The 23,183-nt window shown below is 40.5% G+C and carries 24 protein-coding genes, 1 pseudogene and 2 riboswitches; of the genes and pseudogenes, 4 read left to right on the top strand and 21 right to left on the bottom strand.

Annotated elements, in window-relative coordinates:
- Positions 1 to 11: 11 nt before the first annotated feature.
- From AC1D69_RS09645 to AC1D69_RS09570, 16 genes and pseudogenes are all read right to left on the bottom strand, one after another.
- Positions 12 to 92 (bottom strand): annotated as a pseudogene (locus tag AC1D69_RS09645) (GNAT family N-acetyltransferase); the annotation flags it as partial.
- A 94-nt stretch (positions 93 to 186) separates the two neighbouring features.
- Positions 187 to 969 carry an alpha/beta fold hydrolase gene (locus tag AC1D69_RS09640; protein ID WP_495455926.1) on the bottom strand — a complete coding sequence of 261 codons (783 nt, stop codon included), beginning with the start codon at positions 967 to 969 and terminating at the stop codon, positions 187 to 189.
- Positions 970 to 980: 11 nt separating this feature from the next.
- A riboswitch (cyclic di-AMP (ydaO/yuaA leader) is annotated at positions 981 to 1,142 on the bottom strand.
- A gap of 195 nt (positions 1,143 to 1,337) precedes the next feature.
- Positions 1,338 to 2,234: a zf-HC2 domain-containing protein gene (locus AC1D69_RS09635; protein ID WP_495455925.1), complete on the bottom strand. Its 897-nt coding sequence runs from the start codon at positions 2,232 to 2,234 to the stop codon at positions 1,338 to 1,340.
- Positions 2,234 to 2,716 (bottom strand): RNA polymerase sigma factor, encoded by a 483-nt coding sequence (locus AC1D69_RS09630; protein WP_495455924.1) that lies wholly within the window; start codon positions 2,714 to 2,716, stop codon positions 2,234 to 2,236. The genes AC1D69_RS09635 and AC1D69_RS09630 overlap by 1 nt, the downstream gene beginning before the upstream one ends.
- Before the next feature lie 532 nt (positions 2,717 to 3,248).
- Positions 3,249 to 4,547, bottom strand: a complete 1,299-nt coding sequence (locus AC1D69_RS09625; protein WP_495455923.1) for an ABC transporter permease — start codon at positions 4,545 to 4,547, stop codon at positions 3,249 to 3,251.
- The gene (locus tag AC1D69_RS09620; RefSeq protein ID WP_495455922.1) at positions 4,540 to 5,445 is read right to left on the bottom strand and encodes an ABC transporter ATP-binding protein; all 906 of its coding nucleotides are present in this window, start codon (positions 5,443 to 5,445) and stop codon (positions 4,540 to 4,542) included. Before AC1D69_RS09620 ends, AC1D69_RS09625 begins: the two co-directional genes overlap by 8 nt.
- 1 nt (position 5,446) lies before the next feature.
- Positions 5,447 to 6,361 (bottom strand): ABC transporter ATP-binding protein, encoded by a 915-nt coding sequence (locus tag AC1D69_RS09615; protein ID WP_495455921.1) that lies wholly within the window; start codon positions 6,359 to 6,361, stop codon positions 5,447 to 5,449.
- Positions 6,362 to 6,368: 7 nt separating this feature from the next.
- Complete coding sequence (locus AC1D69_RS09610; protein WP_495455920.1) at positions 6,369 to 6,773, bottom strand: GntR family transcriptional regulator; 405 nt, start codon at positions 6,771 to 6,773, stop codon at positions 6,369 to 6,371.
- A gap of 38 nt (positions 6,774 to 6,811) precedes the next feature.
- Positions 6,812 to 7,534: a hypothetical protein gene (locus AC1D69_RS09605; protein ID WP_495455919.1), complete on the bottom strand. Its 723-nt coding sequence runs from the start codon at positions 7,532 to 7,534 to the stop codon at positions 6,812 to 6,814.
- Between the two features lie 222 nt (positions 7,535 to 7,756).
- Positions 7,757 to 8,221 (bottom strand): DUF420 domain-containing protein, encoded by a 465-nt coding sequence (locus AC1D69_RS09600; protein WP_495455918.1) that lies wholly within the window; start codon positions 8,219 to 8,221, stop codon positions 7,757 to 7,759.
- A 160-nt stretch (positions 8,222 to 8,381) separates the two neighbouring features.
- Complete coding sequence (gene ctaG, locus AC1D69_RS09595; RefSeq protein WP_495455917.1) at positions 8,382 to 9,290, bottom strand: cytochrome c oxidase assembly factor CtaG; 909 nt, start codon at positions 9,288 to 9,290, stop codon at positions 8,382 to 8,384.
- A gap of 86 nt (positions 9,291 to 9,376) precedes the next feature.
- A complete protein-coding gene (locus tag AC1D69_RS09590) occupies positions 9,377 to 9,700 on the bottom strand; it encodes a cytochrome C oxidase subunit IV family protein (RefSeq protein ID WP_495455916.1) in 324 nt (107 codons plus the stop codon).
- Positions 9,701 to 9,703: 3 nt separating this feature from the next.
- Positions 9,704 to 10,330: a cytochrome (ubi)quinol oxidase subunit III gene (locus tag AC1D69_RS09585; RefSeq protein WP_495455915.1), complete on the bottom strand. Its 627-nt coding sequence runs from the start codon at positions 10,328 to 10,330 to the stop codon at positions 9,704 to 9,706.
- A gap of 2 nt (positions 10,331 to 10,332) precedes the next feature.
- Entirely contained in the window at positions 10,333 to 12,177 is a 1,845-nt protein-coding gene (ctaD, locus tag AC1D69_RS09580) for a cytochrome c oxidase subunit I (protein WP_495456067.1), read from the bottom strand.
- A gap of 70 nt (positions 12,178 to 12,247) precedes the next feature.
- Entirely contained in the window at positions 12,248 to 13,294 is a 1,047-nt protein-coding gene (coxB, locus tag AC1D69_RS09575; RefSeq protein ID WP_495455914.1) for a cytochrome c oxidase subunit II, read from the bottom strand.
- 443 nt (positions 13,295 to 13,737) lie between these two features.
- The gene (locus AC1D69_RS09570; RefSeq protein ID WP_495455913.1) at positions 13,738 to 13,926 is read right to left on the bottom strand and encodes a hypothetical protein; all 189 of its coding nucleotides are present in this window, start codon (positions 13,924 to 13,926) and stop codon (positions 13,738 to 13,740) included.
- A 433-nt stretch (positions 13,927 to 14,359) separates the two neighbouring features.
- Between AC1D69_RS09570 and AC1D69_RS09565 the strand changes: the two genes are divergently transcribed.
- Both AC1D69_RS09565 and AC1D69_RS09560 read left to right on the top strand, forming a co-directional pair.
- Positions 14,360 to 14,698: a DUF4870 domain-containing protein gene (locus tag AC1D69_RS09565; protein ID WP_495456066.1), complete on the top strand. Its 339-nt coding sequence runs from the start codon at positions 14,360 to 14,362 to the stop codon at positions 14,696 to 14,698.
- Between the two features lie 76 nt (positions 14,699 to 14,774).
- Positions 14,775 to 15,692: a diacylglycerol/lipid kinase family protein gene (locus AC1D69_RS09560; protein WP_495455912.1), complete on the top strand. Its 918-nt coding sequence runs from the start codon at positions 14,775 to 14,777 to the stop codon at positions 15,690 to 15,692.
- Positions 15,693 to 15,862: 170 nt separating this feature from the next.
- Here the strand turns inward: AC1D69_RS09560 and AC1D69_RS09555 are convergent, their stop codons facing one another.
- The 5 genes from AC1D69_RS09555 to AC1D69_RS09535 form a co-directional block, all read right to left on the bottom strand.
- Positions 15,863 to 17,203, bottom strand: a complete 1,341-nt coding sequence (locus tag AC1D69_RS09555; RefSeq protein ID WP_495455911.1) for a nucleobase:cation symporter-2 family protein — start codon at positions 17,201 to 17,203, stop codon at positions 15,863 to 15,865.
- 41 nt (positions 17,204 to 17,244) lie between these two features.
- Positions 17,245 to 17,835: a xanthine phosphoribosyltransferase gene (locus AC1D69_RS09550; protein WP_495455910.1), complete on the bottom strand. Its 591-nt coding sequence runs from the start codon at positions 17,833 to 17,835 to the stop codon at positions 17,245 to 17,247.
- A gap of 159 nt (positions 17,836 to 17,994) precedes the next feature.
- Positions 17,995 to 18,094, bottom strand: a riboswitch (purine riboswitch).
- 78 nt (positions 18,095 to 18,172) lie between these two features.
- Positions 18,173 to 18,460 (bottom strand): hypothetical protein, encoded by a 288-nt coding sequence (locus AC1D69_RS09545; protein WP_495455909.1) that lies wholly within the window; start codon positions 18,458 to 18,460, stop codon positions 18,173 to 18,175.
- Between the two features lie 19 nt (positions 18,461 to 18,479).
- Positions 18,480 to 19,349: a TrmB family transcriptional regulator gene (locus AC1D69_RS09540; protein ID WP_495455908.1), complete on the bottom strand. Its 870-nt coding sequence runs from the start codon at positions 19,347 to 19,349 to the stop codon at positions 18,480 to 18,482.
- A 65-nt stretch (positions 19,350 to 19,414) separates the two neighbouring features.
- Positions 19,415 to 20,134, bottom strand: coding sequence for a zinc ribbon domain-containing protein (locus AC1D69_RS09535; RefSeq protein WP_495455907.1), 720 nt, complete (start codon positions 20,132 to 20,134; stop codon positions 19,415 to 19,417).
- Between the two features lie 279 nt (positions 20,135 to 20,413).
- Between AC1D69_RS09535 and AC1D69_RS09530 the strand changes: the two genes are divergently transcribed.
- Positions 20,414 to 22,498, top strand: coding sequence for an ATP-dependent helicase (locus tag AC1D69_RS09530; RefSeq protein ID WP_495455906.1), 2,085 nt, complete (start codon positions 20,414 to 20,416; stop codon positions 22,496 to 22,498).
- A gap of 174 nt (positions 22,499 to 22,672) precedes the next feature.
- Entirely contained in the window at positions 22,673 to 23,023 is a 351-nt protein-coding gene (locus AC1D69_RS09525) for a hypothetical protein (RefSeq protein ID WP_495455905.1), read from the top strand.
- Positions 23,024 to 23,183 lie beyond the last annotated feature (160 nt).

Genomic DNA, 23,183 nt, shown 5'->3' with positions numbered 1-23,183 from the left:
TAATAATAATTTCATAATTCTTTTGTCATAAATACACTGTATGGGTCTTCCACGTAATTTGCAAATGGTTCACAATATTGAAATCCAACACTAAGGCCCATTTAGGTCATCTATTTTTATTTCCAAAAAAATCACTCCACCATCTCTATAATTTCAATCATTACTTTTATTTTAACATCTACACTTCTATACAACATGTTGATCTATTAAAAAATTCAAGAGTAGTCGATTAAATAATTGAGGCTGACATAGATTACTTGGGTAAATGGCATCATCTACAATCTGGAGTTGTGCATAGGGAAACGCAGCTTCTATGTTCTTCATATGCTTTAGACCCCATTCATTCTGACTGCCAGCCACGCATAATATAGGCACCTGATATCGGGCTGATTGACGACACAAATCGATCTGTCGTAAAGCCATGCGCTGTTTGATTAATTCTGTTGGTCGCTTGTTCAGTAGGTCTTCTCGCATAATCCTATAAGCAGGTGTCCAATGATGGTAGGTCAGTTTAAGTGTACGCAGCAACAACTCCGCTGGTAAATAATACGATAGCCAACTGAAGGTCTCAAATACCTCCCATAGCTTATTCGTCTTGCCAGATAAGTAGCTATCCACTAGCACTAGAGCTCTCACCCGTTCCGGATAGAGATCAGCAAACCTCCCAGCTAGGACCCCCCCACTAGAACAACCGACGAGTGTCACCTTCGAAACGCCTAGTATATCTAGTAACTCTCTCAAATCTTCACATTGTGTGTCAATAATCCGATTAACTTCAACATCCACTTTTCCCGACTGACCATTTCCCCTCAAATCTAGTACGATCACCCTTGCTCTTGTACTAAAGTATTCCACTTGCGGATCAAACATATGGTGTGAGGACAGATGATCATGAACAAAGACTATGGGTACACCATTTCCATGTATCTCATAATATAAAGAAGTGCCATTCAATAGAATCTGGGGCATAATTTCAACGTTCCTTCTCTCCGTACGCTTACGAGGTTAGCTGACGGATTCGGGCTCAAAGAGTAACCCTACTCGAATATTTCGAGATTCACCCCAAGTGAAGAGACGATCACACATTACATCTTCACAGTTGGTTCCCCCGCTCCCTAATGGGAACTCAGCGATATAATTTTTGCAGAATAATAATGTATTCATTAATGACTTCGTTGTTCCTTTTCTTGTTCCAAGGCAATCATCATCATTTAACTATATATCTTAAAAAAATGCAAAAGGAGCCCGCGGTTGACAGGCTCCTCCAGTTGAACAAGTATCCAATTACATCGAATTATATCGTTTCAGATGAAGGCTGTAAAGTGAGTGAGCTATACTCATATCTTTTTCATTTTGTACTCTCTTATTAAAGATATAACCGCAAGAAAAGCAATATACAAAGGAAACCCAATTAATAATATGGCATACAAATCTCGTGTCGCAGTATATGACGACGTAGAAAATCCTCTAATAATTAACTGCCCTAAAAGATAGGATACCGGCAAAAACAACATTTTCATGGTCAAATTAATCACCCTTTTATGGCTACGGAACAGAGCCATAATTAATCCACAAATGACAGTTAAACTCATGGCAATAAGCGAATAATATGATAAGAATAATCTTGGTAAGGTAACTATTCCTCCACTTGGATTGATATCTTTACCATATACCAAAATATCTTCATTTCCATCTGTTAGGTTATAATATACAGCAGCTACATTTTCATCATTCGGATTTAAAATAGTATTATTTATACGAGATTTATTAATATTCCTGTTCCATATGCTATCCCATGTCGTTATATGATAAACATACCCTGTATTGTCCTCTGTAGGATATCTATTAATATCATATCCAGACACTGTATCCTCAAATATAGCAAGTACAGATCCATTATCCATTTCATTTATTGATACACTTTCCTTACTAAACGGAATGTACTCTGGTGCAGTCAAGAAAGCAATTGCTATAACACCAATTACAACCGTAAGCATTATTGAAAATATGGCTGTCTGAATTTTTTTCTTGCGTAATGTAGATTTTATCTTTAATAACGGAGAAGTATCAATATCTGCAGGTAGTTTATAAAAGGCCTTCATCTCATCAAGACAATTCCTACACTCCTCACACTGATCAATATGTTCTTCAAGCATAGCGCATGAGTCATCACTAGCTATATTCTCTATATATAAAGGTAAAATATCTCTAATAATATTACATGTTATTTTCATCAATAATCCCTCATTTCCTCTCTAATTTTATTTTTTGCCCTATGGAAAGTAACACAAGCCCAATTATCTGTTTTGCCAAATAAGTTAGCAATCTGCTTAAAGCTTAACTCTCCAAAGATACGCAGTGTAAAAACTTCCTTATACGGTTCAGAAAGGCCGTGGAGAATCTCATGAAGTTTAGTTGCCTCCTCAGATGAATATAATATTTTCTCCACATCAATATCACTTTTCTCTTCAGGTACTGTATCAAAATTGACCGTTTTTTTATTTTTTCGTAAATATGATATATATGTGTTTTTTGCTATTTGACATAACCACACCCGAATATCACAATTTCCCTTGAAACTATCAATTGATTTTATTGCCTTCAAAAATGTATCTGATGTTACATCTTCAGCGATATGTTTATCTCTAGATAAACTATATACAAATAAGTACACATCCTTAAAATATTTATTATATATCTCCTCAAGCTCTGTCACTCTCCCACCTCCTACCAATAAGACGCATGTAATGTGATAATCTTACAAATAATTTTAAAAATGTTCCAGAAATAATCCAAATAAAGAAATGGAGTAAAAAAAGCCTTGATATACCTATAAAGATGGTAAATAACGAGCATTAATAGGACACGTCTGACCAAATCACTCATTGGTTATACTAGTATTATTCGCTAATCATTAGGGGGAATCTAACAATGACTTATGAGGATATATATAACCTACACTTTCAACTTCTCAAAATATATGAGGACAATGAAAAGGTTCCTACTCCTTATCAAAGTGAAATAGATCACTTTAAACGGCAGTTAAACCTTTTTACTGAGGATATCGTTCAAAGGATTTTTGTTCTAAATCAAATACTTAAAATATATGAAAAGAATAGACAAACAAAAATCAAATGGTGCTCTGAGATGTACTTTTAATCTCGTAACCACACTAAATAACCATCCAACAAAAAAGCCTTGATAGACCAAGGCATCTGGTCATCAAGGTTTTAAATATTTGTCTCAGACTAAATCTTATAAGCCTTCATCGCTTTACGAAGCTCTTTCATCGTCGGACGTTTACCATACATCAGTACACCTGTACGATAGATTTTGGCAGATAACCAACCGAAGGCCAAAATGGAAACCATAAGAATGAGTATAGATACCCATATTTGCCATACCGCTATTTCTCCTAGACCAATCCTTACAATCATGGTCGTTGGCGATATAAATGGTATGAATGAAGCCACTTTCATCAAGGTCGAATCAGGGGCATTTATACTGAAAGTTCCAATGTAAAAGGCCGCAAGCGATAACATCGTAATTGGCATGACTGCCTGACCTAAGTCTTCTGTACGGCTCACGATCGAGCCAATCGCTGCAAATAATACTGCATACAGGAAGTATCCCAAGACATAGAAGATGAATCCATAGACCAGAACATCCGTACTGACTTGCGATAAATCAATATTGAAATCTGCTAGTAATTCCTTGTTCTGTGGCATGAATAGATTCCCTAGGATCACTAGGACAAATATAGCGATCTGAGTTAAGCCCACTAAGAACATGGCGATAACCTTTCCGAACATTTGAGTTAATGGCGATACACTGGTAATGAGGATTTCCATGATCCGTGAACTCTTCTCTGTTGTAACTTCAGACGCGATCATGTTACCTGTTGTCATAGAAGTAAAGAAGAAGAGAATGATCAGGATGTAGACTACAGCGAAATTCATAGGATTGATATCTTTCTCTGCACTGGCTTCTGTTCCGGCTTCACTATCGTGATTTGGATCTACGTTCTCAGTGTTAAACTGCACAGGTGTTTTTAGCTCCGCGATTTGTTCTGCTGTAAGAGAATCCTTCACGATATACTGTGTCTTAACCGCCTGCAATGCACCTGTAAGATCTGCCTGAACGACAGGATCCAATCCATCATCTTCGTCAGAAGAATAGATAACAGCAGGGAATAACGTTGACTGATCTCCCGAGAACTGTAGATAGCCGTCAATTTTGCCCTCTTCCATATCTCTCTTTAAGACACCTATATCTGCTGTATCATACTTCACGAAGGAGAATTCATCACTGTTCTGTGCCTTCCAGTACGTATCTAGTTCTCCAGCTACTTCTGCCTGTTGAGCATATACGAGACCTACCTTCGTTTCCCCTGACTTTAAATCTTCCCCCGTAAATAACTGAATGAAATAAGGGATATTGATAGCAATAGACATGATAATAGCTAATACTAAAGTTGTTATGAGAAAGGCCTTCGTCTTCACCTTATTGCGAAAAGTAAACCCAATAACAGTACTCATTTTATTCATGAGACTCACCTACCTCTTTAATAAAGATTTGATTAAGTGTGGGTTCCTTGATCTCGAACTTCTCTACAACACTTTGCTGCATGGCTGTCTGCAAGATCTGTTGAGCAGCAGATAGTTCTGTAATGGAGATTAGGTAACCACCTTGCTCCTGAACCGTCACTTTACTTACACCTGGAATATCTGCTAATCCAGTGACTTCACTTGTCGTTCCCAACGCAACTTGTTCGCGTGGATATCTTCCTTTGATTTCTTTGATACTACCCTGAACAATTGGATTGGAGCGGTGCATGATTGTTATATGTCTGCATAGTTCTTCAACATGTTCCATACGATGGGTAGAGAACAGAATACTTGTCCCTTGATCACGCAATTCCTTAACGGTTGATTTCAATAGCTCTACATTTACAGGGTCTAACCCACTGAATGCCTCATCCAGAATGAGAATCTGAGGTTTATGCACGACAGCTGCGATGAACCCAATCTTTTGCTGATTCCCTTTAGATAATTCTTCAATCCGTTTATCGTAATACTCAGGAACCTCGAATCGTTCTAACCAATAGCGAAGGCTCTTATCCGCATCCTTATGCGACATACCACGAAGTTGAGCCAAGTAGCTAAGCTGATCACTCACTTTTATCTTCGGATACAGACCTCGCTCTTCAGGCAAATAACCCATGATTCTCCGAAGTTCATCATTATGTGGTTTACCATTGTAACGTATACTTCCTCCATCGGGATATATTAGCCCCAATACCATACGCATGGTCGTTGTTTTACCTGCCCCGTTTGCTCCCAAGAGTCCATAAATCTCCCCCTGCTCCACTTGTAGAGACAGTTCATTAACTGCGGTCTTATCTCCAAATTGCTTAACTACCTTCTCCAACTTTAAAGATTCCATATTATTCTCCCCCCTCCGACTGCGCTGTGGCAGCCTCATCTCTTTGTATCCATAGACTTAATATTTCATCAAGCTCCAACCCACGTGTCTTCATTAGTTGTATGCCTGAAGCATGTAAGAGATTCTCTAATTGCTTGCACTCTGTAGTAATCATTCGTAACACACCCGCAGACTCCTGTTGCGCATCCACGATTGCAGGTAAATCTTCTAGAATTGAACGATCACTTTTAACCCATACTTCTTTCCAATTATCCAATAGACTATCTTTCTCAACCGTACCGAGGATTCGACCATGATGTACAAGTATAATGAAATCAGCAAGTCTCTTAATCTCATCTACAATATGAGTAGACATCAGGATCGTAGAATCTCCTTGTTCCATATAATCATGAAGCTCTTCAATCATTCTCTTCCAAGCAAAAGGATCAAGTCCAGAAGAAGGTTCATCTAACAAAAGCAATTTTGGGCGTGGTGCCAGTGCTACCGTAATTTCTAACTTTCTTCGTTCTCCCTTGGACATCTTATTTAACTTCGTATTAGTAGGAATGTTAAAAGCCTTCATTAACCTCTGGAACAGCTTGTCGTCCCAATTCGGATACCAATAAGAGCGAAATTTAGCAATTTCCTCGGCAGTCATATGATCCTCTTCGATGTTAGATTTCTCCGAGACATACCCGATCTGTTGCTTAACCTCTGGTGGAATACCCTTAGGATAGGACTGACCGAACCAAGTGATATCCCCTTCGTCTGGTATGACCGTCTGCATTAGCATATTCATCAATGTACTTTTGCCAGATCCATTCTCTCCCACGATGACAACGACATATCCTTGTGGGATAGACAGATCAAGAGGTCCTATTACTTTGTTCCGTCGTTTCTTCTTAACACCCACCATATTAACGACCATCTGCTCCATATAACGATTACTCCTTCCCATTCTTGGGATGATATTTACGCGTTACGATATCTAGAAACAGCCTCTTGATCTCTTCTTCACTACACTGAATCGAAATCCCAGTGTCTACAGCCTTGCCTAAAGCATCCTCGACAGATTCACGTTTAAAAGATTCCCGTTTAGACTCTCCAACCTTTGCAACAAAGGTTCCTGTTCCTTGTTTCGTTCTGAGTAGCCCTTCACTCTCTAAATCCTGGTAGACTCTTCGAACCGTAATAACACTGCAATTTAATCCATTCGCAAATTCCCTGATTGATGGTAAAAGTGTATTTTCCTCGATTTGCCCATTTATGATAAGCGATCTTAGTTGAGTCTCTATTTGATAATACAGCGGCTCAGCACTATTCTCGTCAATTTGAATTGGAATCCACACCTTTCACACCTCATTCCTGACTTATCTTGTGATTTGAATTATAGAAGATCTCTGTTTTGTAATTTACTCAGTGTGAACTTGCCTAATACAAACAAACAGAGAATTCCAATACCTAATGTACCCCACATAACTGGCGATAGAATCCCCCTCTCTTGGCTTGCTTTAACGGTATATAACAACAGATTGCCATCTAGTAACCTAATGACTATTCCAGCAATAATAGCGGTACCCATGAGCATCATGGTCATCCAAAAATATCGTGTACCACTATACATAAATTCTAAATAAATATATATCCCTGTTATAGCCAGTGCATATCCAATCCACGTTAACGCGAAGCATATGTAAGTACCTATAGACATTTCCAATCTCAACTGATGGCTCATACCATACATAACACTGAATAAGATCACACCATTAATGATAAATGCCATTAACATTTGAAGGTGTCTGTAGCCCATGATCACTTTAGGGGGAATCGGCAAGCTACGTAGATAGATCAACATTTTTGTGTAAGAGTCCTCTGTTAGGTATTTAAAAGACCTCTTCGAGAAATAAAAACCTAACATCGGCATAAATGTTAACAGGAAGATATCACTTACTGGAGATAATTCATTCGGGTCTCCCAGCTGATCTTCAATAGGGACGCCGACCATTACCCCCAAATACCCCATGAATAATACAGAGACCAATAGTATATACTTCTCAATTTTTAAATCCCTTTTGAAAATAACCCAAGCATCTCTTATTAACATATTCATATCGTTCCGCCTCACTTTGAATATTGTCATTTCCCATTATTATGGTCAATTCAATATGGCTGATGTCTCTGTGTATACTGTATATATCTTTATACACAGTATAATGTGTGCTCAATCTTCCGTCAAGATAAATTTTGAACTTTTTTCCATAAAAAAAGAGATCTTCAGTTAAACTGACAGATCTCTTTGCTGCGTTACTATGATCTTGAATCCGCTTGGTTACTACATTCCAAATATAGCATCTAACATCGGTTTCGTATGTCCACCTGGATATAGAAGATATAGAAGCGTGTATACCGCAACACCTGTAATCGCTGTGAAGAACCACATGATGGATGTTACCTTCCCCCATTTACGATGCTTCGCATACTTTGCTTTAAACCCAAGCGTAAGTGTTGTAATCCCAAATACCGCAGCAACCGTTGCCAGGGTAATATGGAATATCAAGAATACACGATAATAAATTTCAAGATCATCAGGACCACCCCACGCGGTATTACCCACGAATATGGTACGTGATGTGTAAATGATGAAGAATATCAACGCCGCTATAGCTCCGCTAATCATCACTTTCTTATGCGCTTCCCTCTTACCCTTAATAATAAGGATCCAACCAATAGCCACTAACACTGCACTAATGACTATGAACGATGTACTGATTGTTGGCAGTATGAAATACAAATCCATGTATATCCTCCTAAAAGTTTTTTAAATAGCAGCGCTTCTTGAAATACTTCGTTAAAAAACTAGCATCGGAAGCGTTACTAAAAGTTTTTTAGCATTACTTCGTGTATAGCTTCGGAAAAACTTACTTCGAAAGCGATACTAAGTTATTTAAATAGCTTATTTACGCACGATTCAAGGATTGATCACTGAGCTCATCAGCTTCCAAATCATCTTCTTGATTCTCTCTCTTATACCAACCATAGAATACATAAGCTAACATCGAGGCGAAGATAATCTCCTGAATGAACTTCATCAGTATACCCCCTACCTGTTGATCAACAAGTGGAGACATTAGACTAAAGAACGTCGGCCCTCCGAAATTACTCAGAAGTAACGTGGGATCCCCACTAATACAATACCCCATCGCTTTGGCCCAGATGTTTGGATCACTGTAAGTCGCATACATTGGTGATGATGCAAAAATAATTAATCCGCACGCTGGAGTTAATAATACCATATTCAAAAAAATATATCCCATTTTGCCAAGACTTGATCCTTTCGAATTCTCAGGCAAAGGATTAAGAAGCGTCCACCACATCAGCATGGATGTTATGAATAATACAATGTAGTATAGCCGATGCACGTTAAAGTGTAGCATGACGTAGTCATGTATGGCAGGAATATGATAGAGGGAGAATAAGCCATTAAATAGGACAGCTGCCACTACGGGTTTAGCTAAGAATCTCAATTTGCGGAAAGGATTCACCTTCAAGAGTGCTCTCCATAGCCAAGTAGGTATTCCCAGCATAATTAAAGGAGGTGCCACTAAATAGGACAGCGCCATCGTTAACATGTGGAAGGAGAACATCATGTGCCCGAGCAGACTCACTGGACCTCCCTGTGCTAAATACAGCATGAACATTCCTATGATAAATGTGCTCTTCTTCATCCACGAGACGGGTTCAGCACCTATAATCTTCTCACTTAATGGACCCACAACTAGCAAATATCCTATAGTGATAAGTAACATAAACACCAGAAATAACGGACTCCATAAGTCTGCCATACTGAAGTATTCTAATCCCAGCATCTAATAACCTCCTACACAACCGGGTTTCTTTTTTATCTAAATTCATTCCATTAATTTAAAAAAGAGGTGGCCCAGGCCACCTCTTCTCATCCCCACCACATCCAGTACAATGCAGTAACAATAGCCGTACTTGCTACAAAGAATCCACCTAGCATGAATATAATGGGCATTAGATGTCCCTTATCCTTCAAATGCATCCAGTATCCCATCTGTACAAATACTTGTAAGACTGCCATCACCAATAATATAAGGATGGTAAAGGTTGCGTTCACTCCTCCTGCGGTTACTGTTGCGAAAGCAATCAACGTCAGGACAATGGAGAAGATAAACACTACAATGTGTTTCTGTGGACCTTCGTGCCTATGCTTCTGATTCACTAGCTGATGCTTATTCTGCTCATCTACTGTCATGCATTAGCCCACCTTTCCAAGCAAGTAAACGACCGTAAAGATAAATACCCATACTACGTCGATAAAGTGCCAGTACATAGCGGATACGTAAATCTTCGGAGCCGTCACGACTGTTAGTCCTTTTGTAAACAATTGTCCTATCAGAACACCGATCCATAATACCCCGAAAGCAACGTGAGCCCCGTGAAATCCGACCAATGTGTAGAAGGCTGAACTAAAAGCACTGGTTGTCATTCCGAAGTTTTCCTGTGTCACGTACTCATAGAATTCGTAAATTTCAAGACTTAGAAATCCAAGACCTAGAAGTACGGTAATGCTTAACCAAAGTTTCAATGAAGCTAAGTTATGACGATGCATCGCTTGGATCGCGAACACACTAGTTAAACTACTTACTAACAAGATAAACGTTGCTGCCGCTGTCAGTGGTAAACCGAAAAGTTCAGCTGCCGTAGGACCTTCATTCGTCTGGTTTCGAAGTGTAAGGAAGGTAGCGAAGAGCGTACCGAAGAGCACCGCCTCCCCACCAAGAAAGAGCCAGAATGTAAGAATTTTGTTGCGACCTTCAAGCGTCGCCTTCTCCGGATAATGCGGTAATTGACCTTTATCCGGTTGTGCGTGTGCTGTAGCCATACTTATACCCCCTCCTCTTCCAATTCCTCTGGTTCAATATGCCAGCCATGATCATCAAAGAGAGAACGTAGCAACATAGATCCAAAGGTGATGAGAAGTCCCAATCCACACACAATCCAGTTGTTAAATATTAAACTCATAAATGAATTGGAGAATTCTTCTCCGCTGAACATTAAACCTAGACCTGCAATAAAAATACCCAAGGACATGATGAAAGGAAGAATCGTAGGTGAAGGCATATGGATCGGTCCTACAGGTTCTGCAGGCGTCATCTCCTTGTGTCCAGCCATTTTTTCCTTCCAATAGGCATCCAGACCTCGAACAAGTGGTATTTGTTTAAAGTTGTATTCCGGTGGTGGAGAAGGAATCGTCCATTCTAAAGTACGTCCATCTTCCCATGGATCATTAGCGACACCACTTGGCTTCCTGAATGATTGAATAATATTAATTGCGAATATAATTACACCTACACCCATTAATAACGCGCCAATGGTACTTACTAGATTCAGTGTATCAAACCCTTGATTCCGTCCGTACGTAAATACACGACGTTGCATTCCCCAAAGACCCAAGAAATGCTGTACAAAGAATGTCATGTGGAACCCGATTGCGAAGGTCCAGAAAGTCCATTTCCCTAGTGCTTCGTTAAGCAAACGTCCGAACATTTTGGGCCACCAATAATGAAGTCCAGCCAATAGTCCGAACACCATACCACCGACGATAACATAGTGGAAATGGGCAACTACGAAATACGTATCGTGGAACTGAAAGTCCGCAGGTGCAGATGCTAACATGACACCTGTTACGCCACCCATGGTGAATGTTGGAATGAATCCAACGGCGAAGAGATTAGCTGCTGTAAACTTCACTTGACCACCCCACATGGTGAATAGCCAGTTGAATATTTTAATTCCCGTAGGAACCGCAATTAACATCGTCGATATCGAGAACAACGCATTCGCGACAGGCCCGAGCCCTGTTGTAAACATATGATGCGCCCATACCATGAATCCTAAGAACGCGATCAAGATCGTTGCAAATACCATAGAGCTATATCCGAATAGACGCTTACGTGAGAATGTAGGAATAATTTCTGAAATGACACCGAACGCAGGTAAGATCAGAATATAGACCTCAGGGTGCCCAAATATCCAGAAAATATGTTGCCATAGAACTGGGTTTCCTCCTCCATCAACATTGAAGAAGTTTGCACCTAATATTCGGTCAAATGTTAGTAGTACCAGACCAACCGTAATAGCTGGAAAAGCGAACAAGATCATAGCCGAAGTTACAAATGATGTCCAAGTAAACATAGGCATACGCATGTAAGACATCCCTGGCGCTCTCATCGTTATGATCGTTGCCAGGAAGTTAAGACCCCCAATTAGCGTACCTAGTCCCGCAATCTGTAACCCAACCGTATAGAAATCCACCCCGTGTGAGGGACTATACATTGTATTAGATAACGGTGTATAAGAAGTCCACCCCGCGTCAGGAGCGCCACCCATCACCCAACTTAGATTAAGTAGAATTCCCCCGAACAAGAATGTCCAGAAACCTAAAGAATTTAGAAATGGAAATGCGACATCACGAGCACCAATCTGAAGAGGAATAATAGCATTCATAAGTGCGAACACGATTGGCATGACGCCTAAGAATATCATTGTTGTACCATGCATTGTGATTAACTCATTAAAAGTCTGAGCCTCTAGCATGTCATTCATAGGTTTGATCAATTGAAGACGAATTAAGATAGCTTCGAAACCACCAATTGCAAAAAATAATCCTCCGGCTAGTAAATACAGGACAGCTATTTTTTTGTGATCGACAGTCGTTAACCAATCCATTAAGCCCTTGTGACGCTTAACACTGTGAGCGTGTGCCAAGGTTGTGTACCCCCTTTAGAGTCCTTGCTGATTAATATACTAATTTGTAATTAGCTAAGTATTCTGCAATGCCATCAATTTCTTCGTCGGTAAGTCCCATATCCTCTTTAGGGGAAGGCATCTTGTTTCCTGGTTTCACTGATTGTGGATCAGTAAGCCATTCCTTCAAGTTATCCTTAACGGGATTTCCTTCATCATTACTCTCCGAATTCAGCAACATACTTGCGACGGATTCCTTCGAACCCATACCAGTAAGACTTGGTCCACCTACACCGCCTTGATCACCAACAGCATGACAAGTTAAACATTGGTTCTTAAATGTTTCAGCTAGTGCAGCATCTTCAATAGCTATCATAGGTTGTTTCATAGCGGCAACCCAATTCTCAAAGGATTCCGGACTTACGGATTTCACTTTGAATTCCATGAAACCGTGGGAAGGTCCACATAATTCTGCACATTTACCACGATATACCCCTTCATTTGGAGCGCTAAAGCTGAAACGGTTAATCGTCCCATCGGGGTTCGTATCCATTTTCCCGGATAGTGATGGTACCCAGAAAGAGTGAATAACATCTTCAGTCTTCAGTTCAAAAGCAATGTTCTTATTCGTTGGAATAATCAAATCCTGTGCTGTCGTAATATCATACTGAGGATATTCAAACTCCCACCAGTATTGATGTGAAGTCACCTTCACTTGGATCGCTTCCTTATCATTGGAATGATCTTCACCAAATGCAAATACCTCTTTTACCGTAGGTACTGCAAGGATAAGAACCAATATTAAGGGGATAACTGTCCAAATAATCTCCAGTTTGAAATTACCTTCTACTTGCTTAGGCATCTCTGTCTGTTCAGCTTTTCTTCTGAATTTAATGAGGACATACGCTGTAATAGCAAACACAACGACCAACACAACAAACATAATCGAGATAGAAAGCTTAATTAAATCGAATTGACCTTGTGCCACAGGCCCTTGTGGTTTCAATACGGACAAGTCCTCGCGGCCACAACCCGCTAAGAGCAAGGAAAACATTGCTAGCATTGGAAGAAGTCGTTTCATAACCTGCCACCGTTTCATAAATGATCTACCCCACTTCTGTTACGATTTTACATATTTTATAAAACATTATCACCGTAAAAGCTTTGTTTTTACGCAAAATATCGATCTGTCAATTACAATAATCACCTATTTTAATATAAGTTTAAGGTACTACTTTGTCAATGATTGGAACTAAGTTCACAAAATGTTCAAATATTAAAAAAACAGCATCACACAAGCTTTTGTAACCGATTTCAAACTTTTGAAATATCTAAAATGACTTAGAATCTAGCTACCAAAATTCCTTACACTAAGGCTTTTTTTCTGTATATTTGCCCATTTTGTGTCTGCTAATCTTTTACAAATCTATTATTATCCTATTCATTTCCAGTAAATTTAACGCATAAAAAAACCGTATTCTACGGTTCGTAACCGCAGAAAACAGTCTATAAAGGTAATTCATTATGTTCAATTCATTACATCTATGAAACGGATGAATTTATACGTCCCAGTTCATGTTCAACCACTGAGGTCAATTCCTCTTCGTATCCTCCCATAATATGATATTTCCGGACATAATCCTTTACAAATTTCTTAGGATCCTTGGGCCGGAATATTCGCGTCATTTCCCTCAGACTTTCCTTGACTTCGTTATGACCTTTACTTGCCATAATTGTTCCCTCCCAAAACGCTGAATGAAAAGCACGGGTTAAGAGAATGCCGAAAAGATCTTCCTTAAAACATCGTGAAGTAGTATACAATATGAGGTGGATAGAAAGCTCTTCGATCACCGCTCGGGCATCTAAAAATATAATTACCCTGAACCAGTGTAGCTGAATCACTCATCCACATTATATCATACTTCCCAATAACTTGGTTCATTTGATTCTTTTTTCTTTTTTTATAATCTTTATTCATCGCCCTATCCTCATGCTACTTACTCGTTCTACTGTCATGTTATGCTGCTTCACACCATTTCAACCCTACCATCTGCCGACTATATAATAATCCACTTCCATTAAAAAACTTGCTCATAACTTGTCTTCTATCTACATAGGGTAAAAGGAAACAATGGGTCTAGATAATAAGGAGCGTGGTCTAATCATGTCCCCATTCAAATCTTCCTCTGGTTTACCTGAGAATATTGCAGCCGCATTATGTTACTTGTTTTCTTTCGTTGGTGGAATCGTCTTTCTAGCTGTAGAACACCGCAGTCGATTTGTTCTATTTCATGCGTTGCAGTCCGTTATATTCTTCTGTGGCATATTAATTGTGCATGTGATTGTTGGATTGATCCCTCTTATTGGTCCCCTGATCGCTTCAATGTTATCCATTTTTACTATTATTATGTGGGTGCTCTTGGTAGTGAATGCCTTTCAAGGGAGATGGTTTAGAATACCGTGGATTAGTGAGATTGCGGAAAGCCAGCTGCGGCACTTTTAGAATTACCATAATTTGCAGTTTCTTTTTCTCTATTTTCTTTTTAAAATGGAATGATCCATTACTTGGAGGAGAAGAAATGTATCTATTCGTTATAAATAAAAGGTCTGGTAATGGAAATGGGTTACGTACTTGGCTCAAGGTCCGCTCCATACTTCAATCAGATCAGATTGAATACCGCTATATTTTCACAGAGAACTCGGATCAAGCTGTAGACTTAATCTCAGAAATGTTGCAACAACCTGAGCCTTGGAGAGCCGTTGCCGTTATCGGTGGGGATGGTACCCTTCATAGTGTGTTACCTATTCTAAAAGAAACCGGAATACCCTTAGCGATCATCCCTGCTGGTTCGGGTAATGATACAGCCCGCAGCTTCGGCATTCCCTTTGACACGGTTGCTTCGTTAAACATTCTTCTTACAGGTCAATCTCAGGCCATTGATCTGATCTCAACCTCAGGAACCTTAACATTAACAGCGTTAGCCATTGGCTTTGATGCTCAAGTGGCAGCTAACGTCAATGATAGCTCCTATAAGAAGTGGTGTAATACACTTAGAGTGGGTAGAGTAGCTTATGTTATTGGTATTCTGCATACCCTGCTTACATTTAAACCTGGAAGGGTTAGCGTTACCTGTGACGACCATACCCTAACGTATGACTCGACATGGATGACAGCGATCTCGAATATGCCTTATTATGGCGGTGGGTTTAAGATTTCCCCTCAAGCCCATCCGAATGATGGAGAACTAGACATCTGTGTCGTTCATGGCTGCACGCGGTTACAGTTACTGCGTTTATTTCCTACAGTTCTTATTGGAAGACACGTCAACCTTCCATTCGTCACGATGCTACGGGGACGTCAAATTTCCATTAAAAGCGAGATGAAACAACTTGCCCTTGGTGATGGAGAAGATATGTCCAACCTTCCTCATCATTCTATCGTGTGTCCTGGCATGTTACAGATGATGGTTCCTCTTGCCAAATCGTTAACGAGTTGAATCAAGCATAAACGGCTTCGTCGTCCTTTAGTGGGGAAGAAACGTTTAGCGTTGAAATATAAGCCTATTTATAGAAATACTTATAAATTCTTATATTTGAACAAAAGGGGCTTACGCCAGAAGATCCATATAGATCTTCTGGCATAAGCCCCTTAAATATTTAGCCTGAGTTAAGGTTCGACAGATTGATTATCGTGCCGGACTGCACCTTTTAACCCGTTGAAAATAAGATTCATTGCAATAGCCGTTACGCTACCCGCAACAATACCATTATCTACGAGAATACGAGCCCCATTAGGTAATTGCGCAAATAAGTCTGGCACTACCGTAACTCCAAGACCCATACCGACTGAACATGCAATAATGAATAAGTTCTCATAACGATTCAGATCTACTTGCTCACCAAGCATACGAATACCAGATGATACCACCAGACCGAATAAAGCGACCATCGCCCCGCCTAGAACAGACGTAGGTACTAACTGCGTTAGCGCTGCAATCTTGGGCACAAACCCGATCACAACAAGAATGCCACCTGCCACGACGATAACATCACGCGTCTTAACGCGACTCATTTGTACGAGTCCTACATTTTGGGAATAAGTCGTATATGGAAAGGAATTAAATACTCCTCCTAGCACAATAGCTAGTCCCTCAGCACGATACCCACGAGTCAGATCCTTAGAAGTTAGATCTTTATCCACTATTTTACTTAGTGCCATAAAAACACCCGTAGATTCCGCGATACTCACAACAGCGACCATGATCATCGTTAAGATAGCAGAAGGATGAAAGGTTGGTTTACCAAAGTAAAAGGGTTGAATCGAATGGAACCAACTCGCTTCTCTAAATGGTGTCAAATCAACTTGACCAAACATCGCTGCTACTAACGTCCCTACCACTAACCCAATAAGAACGGAGATCGATCTAAGGAACCCATTGGTGAAACGATTCATTAGAATAATAAATACCAGTACACCGAATCCAAGACCTAGATTTGTCAGACTTCCGAAGTCCTCCGCTCCTGATCCCCCACCAAGATCCGTTAAAGCCACTGGAATAAGCGTCACTCCAATGATCGTTACAACCGACCCCGTGACAACGGGTGGAAATATAGCAATTAACTTACCAAATAGACCTGCGAATAAGAGTACAAAGATACCTGATGCAATGATGGCGCCATATATCGCAGACACACCATACTGCAGTCCGATAGCAATCATTGGAGACACAGCTTGAAACGCACATCCTAACATGACCGGAAGTCCAATTCCGAAGAATCGATTTCCCCATACCTGCAACAATGTAGCCACACCACAAGCCAGCAAATCAATACAAATGAGATACGTTAATTGTTCTGTAGAAAGTCCCAGTTGTCCTGCTACGATAAGAGGAACAATAACTGCACCTGCATACATGGCAAGCACATGTTGAAGTCCTAGCGAGAATGTTTGTAATGGATTTCTATTTTTTTGAAAAATAGGTTCGTGACCTTGATCATGCTGTTGCATTTACTTGTGTTACCCCCCAGGAACTTAGTCAATCTTACCACTTAAGCTTGAATTTCCTCTTCTTCTACAAAGGTCACTTTCTCATCATCTAACGCAGCAACACGTACAAGCGATTCTACACGATAGCCTGCATCAAGCAATAATTGACGTCCGGGTTGGAAAGATTTCTCGATAACAATCCCGATTCCCACAACCTCAGCCCCTGCCTGTTCAACGATCCGAGCTAGTCCAAATGCTGCTTCCCCATTAGCTAGAAAATCATCAATGATCAATACACGATCCGTTGGTTGTATGAATTTCTTAGCTACAGTAATCTCATTGGTTTCTTTTTTGGTGAAAGAATATACCTTCTCTACATAAATATCGTGTTTCAGCGTTAATGACTTCTGTTTACGAGCAAAAATCATAGGCACATTCAATTCAAGCGCCGTCATAATCCCTGGTGCAATGCCGGATGATTCAATCGTCAACACCTTCGTAATGGCCTGATCTTCAAATCGACGAGTAAACTCCTTACCCACTTCCTTCATCAATACTGGATCCATTTGGTGATTCAAGAAGGAATCCACCTTTAATACTTGATTACTCAGGACGATGCCTTCGTCTATGACTTTTTTTCTCAATAATTGCATCTTATATCCCCCTTAGTTAGTTTACCTGTCCTTATACCATTACAAAAAAAGCCCTTCGTCACCGCTAACTTTAAGCGAGAATCGAGGGCTTTAGATTAACAAATATACCATGCTACGCTATGATTCACAGTCAAATAAACCGATCACAAAGATGGAATGGATATTATAGTGTTAACCCGTAGTCCAATCATTCCGGTGATCGGGTAGAGACATGCAGGCCTATTCCTGCACCTATACGAGAGCAATATAATCATAATCATATAAAATGTAACTTGAGAAAGTATACCTCATTACATAGCATAAAATAAAGAGGAAAATGCTAGGGTGACTCTCCCGCCTATAAGAAATTGCTTAAAATAGACTTAAGTTCTCTATCTTCCGTGTACTTATCTTCACCCATGTCCAGTTCAGTAATTCTGATAGATAGGTAATCTGCAGCTGGATCAATTGGCTTAAATACTAAATCGTCAGGTTTGGACACCATGACCATGTAACCCATGTCCTTAAACATTTCTAGAAGTTGTTCATTACCTGGCTGTTTTTTCTCATCAAGAAAGATTAACCCTCTTAATTGCTTGACCTCTTCTTTATGTTTCACCTCAAAATAAACTAAACATTCTTTCATATCATTACTCCTCCTGTTCCTATAGTGATTCATTATTTTCTGACTTATCCGATTGTTGCAATGTACTGTCTATATCCTTATTCTCCATGCTCGTATCTGCACCCACGTACTTATTGAGGATCTGCTCATAATGGGGGCCATAACGATCTGTTAGTACGTTGCCCATATCATTCTCCATTTCATACAAGACCATTTCTTGTGTGAAATGGCTAAGCAGTAGCTCGGTCATGACTGGATGTGCCGTTACCATGGCAACCGTTGAACAATGATCTCCACGTACACCCAGCATGCACCAGCTTCGATCGATAACAAATGAGAATTTACGACCTTCTGTTGCAGATGTTTCCTTGAAAGAGGAATCCCACCCTGGCCATAACATGTGCCGACTTAGTGAGGTTTCTCCTCCATCTGTTGACCAGAGTAGCTTCACTCCTCTACCTTCAGCACGTTCTAGTTCATTTCGTAATAGTGCCGCTTCCTCATGCCACACATCAATGACAATTTCGCGCTCTGCACGCTCCAATTCTTTCGCAAGTGCCGTTAGAACATGGTTATCTCCTTCGACAGAATAGAAAGGTGGATGATCTGATTCTGATCTGGGCATTTGACTCTCAACGAATGATAGCGATTCGCGCATCTGACCTGAGATCATGTGCGTTAACTCTTCAGTCTTTAGCATATTGTAACGTACAGGCTCTCCATGACTACTATGTAGAAAACCCTGTTGGGTTAACCGTTGCAACGTCGTATATACATTGGAACGCGATACGCCCAACCTTTTGGCTACCTCATAGCCCGATGAAGGGCCACTTCCAGCCAATTCAACCATCACTTTGGCTTCCATCTCCGTAAATCCTAGATTCCGAAGGTGATGTAATAACTGTTCCATTCTTCTGTCCTCCCAAGTTGCATGAACGTGTTCCACTTCTGAACCCATTAGTTAACCTATGATTATTAAATCTGTTCTGCACCACACCGAGGGCACCATTTAGAGCCTACTTGTAGGTCAACCGCACAAATCTGACATTTAAACGCTTCTGTAGAGGACTCTTCCTCTTCCTCCATACTAATTTCGGTATGTGTACTATCCTTCCAGTATCGGATACGACGGTCAAGTTCCAATTGTCTCTCACGCTCTCGTTCTAAATCTGCGGCTTGTTTGCGCTCTCTCTCTGAATCCATTGGCTCATCATCCATAGTGTCTACAGATTCTTCTTCATTAACCGAATCGTTGTACACAGGATTAAGTATCTCCAAATCTTCAGGCGGTATAGTCTTCTTCTCTGTGAAGGCTACCTTTCCCTTTCGTTGCTCCGGCTCACCTTCTGACATTTTTGTGCCACAATGAGGACAGAAATTAACATCCAATGTCACTACATGGCCACATTGGCACAGTATCTCATTCTTCAACTCTGCAATACGTCCACGAAGTCCAGCTATTTCTCCACTCAGGTTATCACAGGCCTTCGACAACTTCACCATCTCTGTCTCAGCAACTCTCATATCCTCTAATTGATATCCTTCATAGAATACTTTTCCCATATCTAAGAAATGAATATCCATCTCCTGTTCAATCTCCGTAATTTGTGCCTTTATTTTGTTCACTTCTACCATATTCTGAGCCTTACCCGTAGCGCGGTTCGCCCCATTCTTGATACGTTGTATAATATTCATAAATATCATTTCTCCTCCTCGTTAATTACAATACTTTCCGATTTCATTCCTATAATATCCCTATGATAGTAAGCAGGGATTATACTCACGGCTGTTGGAAAAAGGAATTGTTGTCTTCACCCTTGTCATTAGCGTTATAATATTAGTTACGAGTTGTTTAACTACTCACATTTGAACTAACCATATGTCTTAATATATTGTATCTTACTCTATCATACCAAATTTATAGAGGGATTGTGAAAGGGGATATCCCAAACAATTCCGAAAGGTAGGCCGAAATTGCACCAATCTACTACTAGATTTCAAACGCATCCGAGCAGTATACCTATAATTACACCATTGCCACAGACTGCATCCGCTCCTACAACAACAAGTAAAGATCTCGTTCACTCGTCCATGGAAGATGCTTTTTACTTCCGTGCGCTTGAGGAAGAAGGCATTCTCCTAAATGGTCCGCAAATTGATGCCGTGCGGCACGGACAGGGTCCTTTACTCACACTTGCTGGAGCTGGCTGTGGGAAGACTACCGTTCTAGCAGCACGTACAGGCTATCTGATCGCCGTTCGAGGGATACCTGCATCTCAGATCCTATTAGTCACTTTCACTAGTAAAGCCGCTTCAGAGATTAAAGGACGGATTGCTCGTATTCCTTGCATTACATCTAGTGCAGCACGTACGGTTCAAGCGCGAACATTTCATTCATTCGGTCTAGCTCTATTACGTCAAGCTGGACAACATGAGCAAATTCTCAGTGATTATACAACTCGACATACGATCATGAAGATTATATTACGTCGGTTAAAGGCAGGTGAAACTTATCAACCTGAGACCCTCTTAGCCGCGTTATCCTCTTGGAAAATGAGCGGCGCTTGGCCATCTGATCTTCCATCCAACACCGAAGATGAAAGAAAGATCAAGAACATACTACTCACCTATGAGGAGTGGAAACAAGGACGCAACCAATGGGATTTCGATGATATTTTGTTACACACGTCTGAATTATTAAACAACTCTCATCGGTTGACGCAATTGCAATCGCGATTCACCTATATGATGGTCGATGAATTTCAAGATACCAATACAGTACAATACAACATGGTGCAGAAGTTATCTGAGGGACACCGCAACCTAATGGTTGTTGGAGATGATGATCAGACCATATACTCCTTTAACGGTGCACGTCAAGATTCCATTCTCGATTTCGATAAAGTCTATCCCGACGCCACGGTCATTTCGCTTCCCATTAACTATCGTAGTGATAGTCGCATTCTCGGTCTAGGTACAGCACTTATTACCCATAATGAATTCCGACGACCGAAACAACTTGTAGCTGCAGGATCTGTAGGGTTATCCCCCCACTACGCGTCGCCTGCTAATGTGGAGGAAGAAGCTGCTTTTGTAGCAGATCACATGGAAGAGCAAATACGACTTGGAGAAGTAGCCTACTCAGACATAGCTATCCTCCACCGTACAGCAGGTAGTAGCCGCGCCATGTTAGAACAACTGTTACTTCGTGGAATTCCTTTTGTCCAATATGGGAATAATACCGTATTCTATGATCAGAATCTGATCAAAACATTGATGGATCACCTAAGACTATCTTTAAATCCACGATGTAAAGAGGCCTATCAAAGCGCCCTTGGCCCACTCTATATTCCTCGTGAAGAGGGCATGAGTTATCTCACGGAACAAGAGCAGAGACAACCGAAGAAGTATCCTCTTATTCACCTATCGCGTTGGGATCGTCTTAAGCCCTTCCAACAAGATGCAGTCAAAGAAAGAATTCGATTAATTAAGAAACTTACGTCACTGAAGCCTGTGTATGCTATACAGGAGATGCGTAGACTGTTTTATGATAAGTATTTAGAAGCGGGAGATCCCTTGCTCCATACCCAATATAAAGAAACCATGACAGATGGTCTGGATGAACTTGAGAGTGCTGCTGCACGCTTTGATACCGTTGAGCAATTCATTGCTCATGCAGATGAATTAACATTAAGGCATCAACAAATGGAAGCTCTGCGTGACAGTGGTGGTGACACCGCTGTACAGCTAATGACCATTCATCGAGCCAAAGGAATGGAATTCCGCCAAGTTTATTGGATAGGCGCAAGCGAAGGAATTCTCCCGCATAGTACCGCATTAAAGGAACAAGTAACGCAAGAGATGAAGGCTACTCACCCACAGATGCTTGAATCGAAACTTGCTAAAGCAGCGCTTGAGGAAGAACGCCGACTAGCATACGTGGCCGTGACTCGTGCCAAAGAACGCCTGTATATTACATCACCCTTACATTACCATGGCAAAGCTGCCGAACCCTCACGTTTCTTGTTAGAGGCATTCGGTGTACTTCGTGCCAAGTAAACAAATATGCCTTCTATACGGTCTTATGAACTCATATATCACTACTTAGCTCTTGTTCAACATATGACGCGCTTGGTAGACGCTGTTTCAAATAGGCCGTGCATGTGTAAGACACAGTAAACCCATTCATAACGTTGTATTGTACAGCAGTATAGAATGAAGGAGGCTGTGTTTATGGAAACTTCCACTAAAACTTATTATGTATCTGTCCATCATCAGTTAATTCAGGATATTCCTAACGATTCCACAGAATTCACTGTGTTAATGAACAATGAAGAATTGGCACTACTACGCAATCAAATGAGTGAATTAGCTAAGGATGATGAATATTCCTTCAGACGTGCTTTCGTGCCCTATAAGTCAGCTGATCACGACGAGGCAACCCAACAGTTTGACGATAAAATATTAGAGGTCTATAAAGCCATTTATCGATATGGTGATCAGGTAACCAAGCAAACCATCACGGAGATGAATATACTGCCTAAGCTGAAGAATACGAATTATCACGATAAAGGATATGAATAATCTCCTTTTAACAAATAAAATGGATGTATCCAAATGAGGTTGAACATGTCCTATTTAAGGATGGCTCAGCCTTTTTTGGCTATAACTTTGCAGGAAATTCAGAGGATGATTTCTCTTTGTTTTTTTGCTAATCCCCTTCTTTTTCAGTTAAAATAGAATC

This window comes from Paenibacillus sp. Y301 (assembly GCF_059445505.1).
The sequence above is the reverse complement of the archived record's forward strand: the minus strand, read 5'-3'. Positions and strand labels throughout refer to the sequence as shown.